The organism is Modestobacter caceresii (assembly GCF_000761485.1).
GTDB classification, from domain to species: domain Bacteria; phylum Actinomycetota; class Actinomycetes; order Mycobacteriales; family Geodermatophilaceae; genus Modestobacter; species Modestobacter caceresii.
Map to the genome: position 1 here is coordinate 24,950 of NZ_JPMX01000061.1, position 6,479 is coordinate 31,428.

Consider the following 6,479-nt stretch of genomic DNA (forward strand, 5'->3'; position numbering starts at 1 on the left):
CCCCCGGCACGCGCAGGCTCGTACCGGGACCCGGCAAGGGGGCCGTTCCATCGCGTCACCAGACGGCCGGCCGGAGCTCTGTGCTCCGGCCGGCCGTCGCCGTCTGCGGGCCCCCGTCAGCGGATGCGGGGGCGCTCGGTCAGCGGATGCGGGGGGCGCTCCGTCAGGCGGTGAAGCTGGCGACGAAACGGGCCTGGCCGCGGGTCTCCACCGCGTGCCTGCGGTAGTGACCGCGCACGAACGCGACCGCCCGGGCCGGGGGGAGCCCGTCCAGGACCGCCAGGCAGGCCAGCGCCGTCCCGGTGCGCCCGGTGCCGCCCGAGCAGGCGACCTCGACCCGTTCGGTCTCCGCCCGCTGCCACAGCTCGCGCAACGCGTCGTGCAAGTCGACAGGAGCGGTGGGCAACCGGAAGTCCGGCCAGCACACCCAGCGGGTCGTCCACGGGACGGGGCACGGCGGGCGACCCAGCAGGTACAGGCCGAAGGCCGGGGGCGGGCTGCCGTCGGGCAACGGTCGCCGCAGGCCCCGACCGCGGACGCGGCGTCCTGACGGCAGCACCAACACGCCCGGCTCTGTCTCCGCCCACGGGTCCACGACGGCACCGTAGGCCTGCACGGCCCGGTACGGAACAGGGGCGGTGCGGACGGCGGCGGGCCATGAGGCAGGGTGACGGGTGTGAGGCACACCGTCGCCGTCCCGATGCGCTGGTCGGACATGGACGCCTACCAGCACATCAACAACGTGGCCTTCCTCGGCTACTTCGAGATGGCGCGGGTCGACCTGTTCTTCGACCAGCCCACCCACGACGAGAAGACCGGCCTGCGCCGGGGGATCGTGGTCGCGTCGCACGAGATCGCCTACAAGCGGCCGGTGCTCTACCACGCCGACCCGCTCCAGGTGCAGATCTGGGTCTCCGACGTCCGGGCTGCTGCGTTCACCTGCCACTACGAGCTCTTCGACCACGGGCAGCTGGCCGTCACCGGCAGCACCCTGCTGGTGACCTTCGACTTCGCGTTGAACCGACCGCGCCGGCTCACCCCGGAGGAGAAGACCTTCCTCGGTCGCCACCTCGACGGGCCCACCACCGAGACCTGACCTCCGTGGCGCCCGACCCCGCCGTCCCCGGTGCGCGCAGGCCGCTGGCCTCAGTCGGGGAGCGGGACGATCCGGGGCTCCGGGCGGCCGGCACCGGTCGGCGCCCCTCGCCGGGCGGCCTCCTCCTCCGACACCGGCCGGACGACGGCACCCTCGGTGATCTCCGCCCCGCCGAAGACGGCCGCGTTGATGCCGCCGCGGCGCACCATCGCCTTCACCAGCCGCGCCCCGGTGAGCCGCTCGAGGTGGGCGCAGGGTGGGCAGCGCTTCATGCCGAACAGCAGGGCGTCCCCGACCGCGAACCAGTGACCGACCAGCGCGGGCAGCTCCACCCCGGCCGTCACCAGGTTGCGGCGGGTGTCGCCGGGCGTCAGCGGCACGCCCGCCTCCGCGGCGACGGCAGCGACGTCCTCCCGGTCGATGAGCGTCAGCTGCTTCTCCAGGTCCGGGTACTGCGCCCAGGTGCCGCCGCCGAGGGCGTACCGGTCACCGTCCAGCCCCCGCCCGGCCAGCAACCGCGCGGCGGGCACCCGCTGCATCGGCCCGGCCGCCGCCGGGGTGCGCCAGATCTCGTGCAGGGCGCCGGACTCGGTCACGGGGTCTCCAGGGTGGGGGAGCGCCGGCGGCGCGGCGGGGGGACGTCGTCGGCCCCGCGGGCATCGAGCGCCTCGCTCACGTCGTGGGCCATCTGCAGCACCTGCACCAGCAGCGGGGCGATCGTCGTCCGCAGCGCACGCAGCCCGCGAGGCGACCCACCGCGGGCCGCCTGGGCGGCCCGGATCCGGTCGGCGCGCTCGATCAGCACCGGGATGAACCGGAGCGCCATGGTGATGGCCAGACCCACCCGCGCCGGCCGGACGCCGACCAGCCGCAACGGGGCGCACAGCCACTCGACCACCGCCACCATCGCGTTCACCCGGGTCGTCGCCGTCACCACCGCCGCGGCGAGCACCAGTGTCAGCAGCCGGAGGCTGACGTGCGCGCCGGTGCGCACGTCGGTGGTCAGCGCGTGCACGACGAGCAGCGCCAGCAGCCACCAGCGCACCGCGCGGGCCTGCCGGGCCAGGACGGCGACCGGCAGCCGCGCCAGGAGCAACCCCACGGCGAGCACCCCGGCCAGCGCCGCGCCGGCCGCGGTGAGCGTCGGCAGGGCGAAGAGCAGGACGGCGAGGACGGCCAGGCCCAGCAGCTTGACCCCGGCGTGCATCCGGTGGACGACGCTGCTGCGCGGGACGTACAGCGCCAGGGTCACCGGTCGGCCATCAGCGCGCGGTAGGCCTGCACGGCCGGGCCCGGAGCGGCGTCCTCGACGACACGGCCGCGGTCGATCACCAGCACCCGGTCGAAGCCGTCGAGCAGGTCGAGCTGGTGGGTCACCACGACGACCTGCTGCTCGAGCCCGACGACCAGATCGGCGATCCGGCGGGCGTTGACCAGGTCGAGCAGGGTCGTCGGCTCGTCGAAGACGATGCGAGCCGGCCGCATCACCAGCACCCCGGCGATGGCCAGCAGCTGCTTCTGCCCGCCGGAGAGCAGGTGGGCCGGGTGGTCGGCGTGCCCGGCCAGTCCGTGGCGGGCGAGCACCTCGGCTACGCGGACGGCGCGCTCCTCGGCCGGCACGCCCTGGTTCTCCAGCCCGTAGGCGACGTCCTCGGCGACGGTGGGGTGCACGATCTGCGCATCGGGGTCCTGGAACACGAAGCCCACCCGGCGCCGGACCGCCCGCACCTGGGTGCGGGTGTCCAGCCCGTCGACGAGCACCTGGCCCTCGCTGGGCACCACCAGCCCGTTGAGCAGCCGGGCGAAGGTGCTCTTGCCCGACCCGTTGGCGCCGATCACCCCGACCCGCTGCTCGCTCAGCGTGAGATCGATGCCGTCGAGCACCACCCGGTCGCCGTACCGTTGCCCGACCCCCCGCAGCTCGATGCCGCGGGTCGGGTCGGCGACGTCGACGTCGGTGCCGACGGCACCGGGACGACGGAACCTCACCGGGTGTCGACGGCCCGTCGTGGTCGCTCGATCACCGGGTAGCTGCGCCGGACGACGTCGGCGATGGCCGCCGCGGCGAAGGCCTTGACCAGGTCGCCGGGGACGAAGACGGCGGCGCCGCTCCACAGCGCGGTCTCCCACGGCAGGCCGGCGACGACCTTGAGCACCGGGACGCCGACCGCGTAGATGACGACGATGCCGCCGAGGACGTTGGCCAGCATGCCGAGGGCCACGTTGTAGCGGTCCCAGGTGCGTTCGGTCAGCCAGCCGATGACGGCGGCGGCGAGCGGCCAGCTGAAGAGGTACCCGGCCGAGGCCCCGGCGAAGGGCGCCAGGCCGCCGGCGCCGCTGGCCAGCAACGGCAGCCCGACCGCGACCAGGACGAGGAAGAGCAACACGGCGAGGAAGCCGCGGCGGGCGCCCAGCACGCTGCCGGCGAGCATGACGCCGAGGGTCTGCGCCGTGATCGGCACCGGACCGACGTTGATGGCGGGCAGGGTCCCGAGCACTGCGACGATGGCGGCGAAGAGGGCGATGTACGCCAGGTCCCGGGTCTTCACGGCGTCTCCTCCAGCCAAGCGGGCGGAGGCCCGCGTTCCCGGCGGAAGGTACCCGAGGCCGGTGCAGCGCCGACAGGCCGGGCGCGGTCACGACGGCGGCGGGGAGCGGTCTCGCCGGTGGTGGCTCGGTGGTTCACGAGCGTCCCGGGGGCTGTGTGCGCTCAGTGTCGAGGCGCTCACCTGCAGGTACATCAGCCGGTTTGCCGGGCCTGTCGGAGCCGTGTTGTCTGGGGTCCTGAGCCCCTCGGCGAAGGCAGGACAAGGGCAATGGCAACCGGGTGGTGGGCATCGCTGTGGTCGTGGTCGCGGCCCCCGCCGCAGGACGCACCTCCGGGGTCGCCGCAGCCGGGCCTGGTGCCCGACAACGGTGCCCGGCCGCACCACCCTGACGCCCCGCCCGCCGGCGACGAGGTGGCTCCGCACCGTGCTCAGCGCGGTGCGGCACCCGCCGGGGTGGCCCTGCCGCCTCCCCGGAGCCCCGTGCACGTCCGGACCGCAGGTCCGTCCGCTCGACCCGGGTCAGCCCCTGACCCGGTGCGCCGCAGCACCCCGCTGCGACCCCCACCGAGAACGACAGGAGCCTCATCCGTGGCACAGCTCGACAACGTCATCGCCGATCTCCTCGCGATCGAGGGCGCCAGCGGCGCCGCGATCGTCGACATCGACAGCGGCATGGCCCTCGCAGTCGGCGGTTCCCCCGGCTTCGACCTCAACGTCGCCGCCGCCGGCAACTCCAACGTGGTGCGCGCCAAGCTCCGCACCATCTCCGACCTCGAGCTGAACGACGAGATCCAGGACGTCCTGATCACGCTGGAGGGCCAGTACCACCTGATCAACGTGCTCAAGGGCCAGGGCAACGCCGGCCTGTTCATCTATCTCGTGCTCAACCGCGCGACGGCCAACCTGGCGCTGGCCCGGCACAAGCTGCGGGCGGTCGCCGGCGGCGTCAGCGTCTGACCCCGGCGTGGCGCCGCCTGCCCGGGCGGCGCCACCTGCCCGGGCGGCGCCACCTGCCCGGGCGGCGCCACCCGGCGCAGACCACCGATGCGGCTCCACCCTGCACCGCACACCCAAGGGCGTGGCCCGGTCGGCGTCCGGCCTCAGGCGGTGGCTGCCTCGACGATCCGGTCACGGACAGCGTCCGCTGCCAGCTGGGTGGTGTCGATCCAGCGCGCGACCCGGCCGCCGGACACGATGCCGACGCGGTCGCAGCACTCGGCCAGCTCGTCGGGGTCCACCGACACGACGACGACGGACGTGCCGTGCGCGGTGGCGTCGTCCAGCATCCGGCGCACCTGCTGGCGGGCCCGCACGTCCAGCCCTCGGGTGGGCTCGTGCAGCACGAGGACGTCCTGTGCGGAGGACGCCATCCACCGGGCCAGGGCGATCTTGTGCTGGTCGCCACCGGACAGCGCGCCGAACATCGTGCGGATGCTCAGCGTCTTGACGTCCATCTGGTGCACGGTCCGGATGACCGCGCGCAGCGTGGCGATCTCCTTGCGCACGTCGGTCAGCGCGCCCCACTGCTCCTGGGTGAGCGTCCGGGCGATCGTCTCCCCGGGGTCGACCCCGTAGGCGTCCTCGTCGGGGCGGTAGGCGGGCAGCCGCAGCAGCTCGTCGCCGGCCGCCGAGCCCAGCGACCGCGGTTCGCCGTGCAGCAGCAGCTCGTCGGTGATCGCCGGGAGCTCCCCGGACAACGCGCCGACGAGCTCACCGACGCCGGAGGAGCGGTGCCCGGTCAGCCCGATCACCTCGCCCCGGTGCAGCAGCAGGTCCACGCCCTCGACCGCGCCGGGCACCCGCAGGTTGCGCACCTGGAGCGCCACCTCGTCGGAGGCCACCCGCCGCGGGGGGAGCACGGCGGCCTCGTCCGCCGGCGCCGGCTGCGGCGTCACCCGCCGCGTGGGCAGCGGCACCTGCTCGCCCACCGTCTCCGCGGCCAGCTGCACCGGGTCCAGCGCGTCGGCCGGGCTGTCCAGGGCGATCCGTCCGTCGCGGAGCACCAGCACCCGGTCGACGACCGCGAGCATCTCCGGCAGCCGGTGGCTGATGTAGAGCACCCCGCGCCCCTGTCGGCTGAGCCGGCCGGCGACGGCGTGCAGGCCGTCCACCTCCACGGGCAGCAGCGCGGCCGAGACCTCGTCCAGCACCACCAGCCGGGTGTCCTCGGCCAGCACGCGGGCGATCTCCACCACCCCGTGCACGAAGTGCGGCAGGTCGCCGACCAGGGTGTCGGGGTCGACGTCCAGGGAGACCTCGGCGAGCAGCACCTGGGCCTGCCGGCGCAGGTCGGACTGCGGGCGCCCGGCCTGGGTGGTACCGCGGAAGACCGCCTGGGCGACGGTGAGCCCCGGGTCGATCCGGACGAGCTGTTCGACGACCCCGACGCCGAGGTGGCGAGCGTCCTCCGCCGACAGCGGGGCGTAGGGGTGGCCCAGCAGGGTCATGGCGCCGGAGTCGGCCGCGGTGATGCCGGCGAGGACGTCGCCGAGGGTCGACTTGCCTGCGCCGTTGGCGCCCACCAGCCCGACGATCTCGCCCTCGCCGAGGCTGAACGAGACGTCCCGCAGGACGCGTCGGGCCCCGAAGGACTTCGTCAGGCCCGCGACCTCCAGCAACGACATGGGCGGGCGGGCCTCCCCCGGAGAGCGTCCCCGGCACGGCCGGCGGACGACGGTTCCAGCGCCCCCGCGACGCTGTGTAACGACAGCGATGCTACCCGCTCGGGGGTGACGCGCCTCCCGAGACGGCGAGTCCCGGGAGGCACGCCGCGGGTCCCCTCAGAGGGTGTTGGGTATTTGATCGGCTACTTGTCGGAGTCGAGGTCTTCGGCC

8 protein-coding genes are annotated in these 6,479 nt (G+C 74.6%); 2 read left to right on the forward strand and 6 right to left on the reverse strand.

The genetic code is table 11. The annotated features are described in order from the left end of the window. Positions 1–163 precede the first annotated feature (163 nt). Complete coding sequence (locus IN07_RS13740; protein WP_036336495.1) at positions 164–595, reverse strand: protein-tyrosine phosphatase family protein; 432 nt, start codon at positions 593–595, stop codon at positions 164–166. Positions 596–676: 81 nt separating this feature from the next. Between IN07_RS13740 and IN07_RS13745 the strand changes: the two genes are divergently transcribed. Further along, positions 677–1,096: an acyl-CoA thioesterase gene (locus IN07_RS13745; protein WP_036336486.1), complete on the forward strand. Its 420-nt coding sequence runs from the start codon at positions 677–679 to the stop codon at positions 1,094–1,096. A 50-nt stretch (positions 1,097–1,146) separates the two neighbouring features. Here IN07_RS13745 and IN07_RS13750 read toward each other — a convergent pair whose 3' ends face one another. From IN07_RS13750 to IN07_RS13765, 4 genes are read right to left on the reverse strand one after another with little or no spacing between them, the layout of a single operon-like run. Then, positions 1,147–1,692, reverse strand: coding sequence for an MOSC domain-containing protein (locus tag IN07_RS13750; protein ID WP_231558358.1), 546 nt, complete (start codon positions 1,690–1,692; stop codon positions 1,147–1,149). Continuing rightward, positions 1,689–2,348, reverse strand: coding sequence for an energy-coupling factor transporter transmembrane component T (locus IN07_RS13755; RefSeq protein ID WP_036336487.1), 660 nt, complete (start codon positions 2,346–2,348; stop codon positions 1,689–1,691). Before IN07_RS13755 ends, IN07_RS13750 begins: the two co-directional genes overlap by 4 nt. Continuing rightward, complete coding sequence (locus tag IN07_RS13760; RefSeq protein WP_081975403.1) at positions 2,345–3,085, reverse strand: energy-coupling factor ABC transporter ATP-binding protein; 741 nt, start codon at positions 3,083–3,085, stop codon at positions 2,345–2,347. Before IN07_RS13760 ends, IN07_RS13755 begins: the two co-directional genes overlap by 4 nt. Beyond that, on the reverse strand, positions 3,082–3,645 hold the full coding sequence (locus IN07_RS13765) for a biotin transporter BioY (protein ID WP_036336488.1): 564 nt from the start codon (positions 3,643–3,645) through the stop codon (positions 3,082–3,084). The genes IN07_RS13760 and IN07_RS13765 overlap by 4 nt, the downstream gene beginning before the upstream one ends. 588 nt (positions 3,646–4,233) lie before the next feature. On the opposite strand from IN07_RS13765, the gene IN07_RS13770 reads away from it, so the two are divergent. Further along, the gene (locus IN07_RS13770; RefSeq protein ID WP_036336489.1) at positions 4,234–4,602 is read left to right on the forward strand and encodes a hypothetical protein; all 369 of its coding nucleotides are present in this window, start codon (positions 4,234–4,236) and stop codon (positions 4,600–4,602) included. 143 nt (positions 4,603–4,745) lie between these two features. On the opposite strand, the gene IN07_RS13775 is transcribed toward IN07_RS13770, so the two are convergent. Beyond that, complete coding sequence (locus IN07_RS13775; protein WP_036336490.1) at positions 4,746–6,269, reverse strand: ATP-binding cassette domain-containing protein; 1,524 nt, start codon at positions 6,267–6,269, stop codon at positions 4,746–4,748. Positions 6,270–6,479 lie beyond the last annotated feature (210 nt).

Excerpts from the sequence above, each read along its gene's own strand:
- IN07_RS13775 (WP_036336490.1), bottom strand. The coding sequence starts at position 6,269 with ATGTCGTTGCTGGAGGTCGCGGGCCTGACGAAGTCCTTCGGGGCCCGA.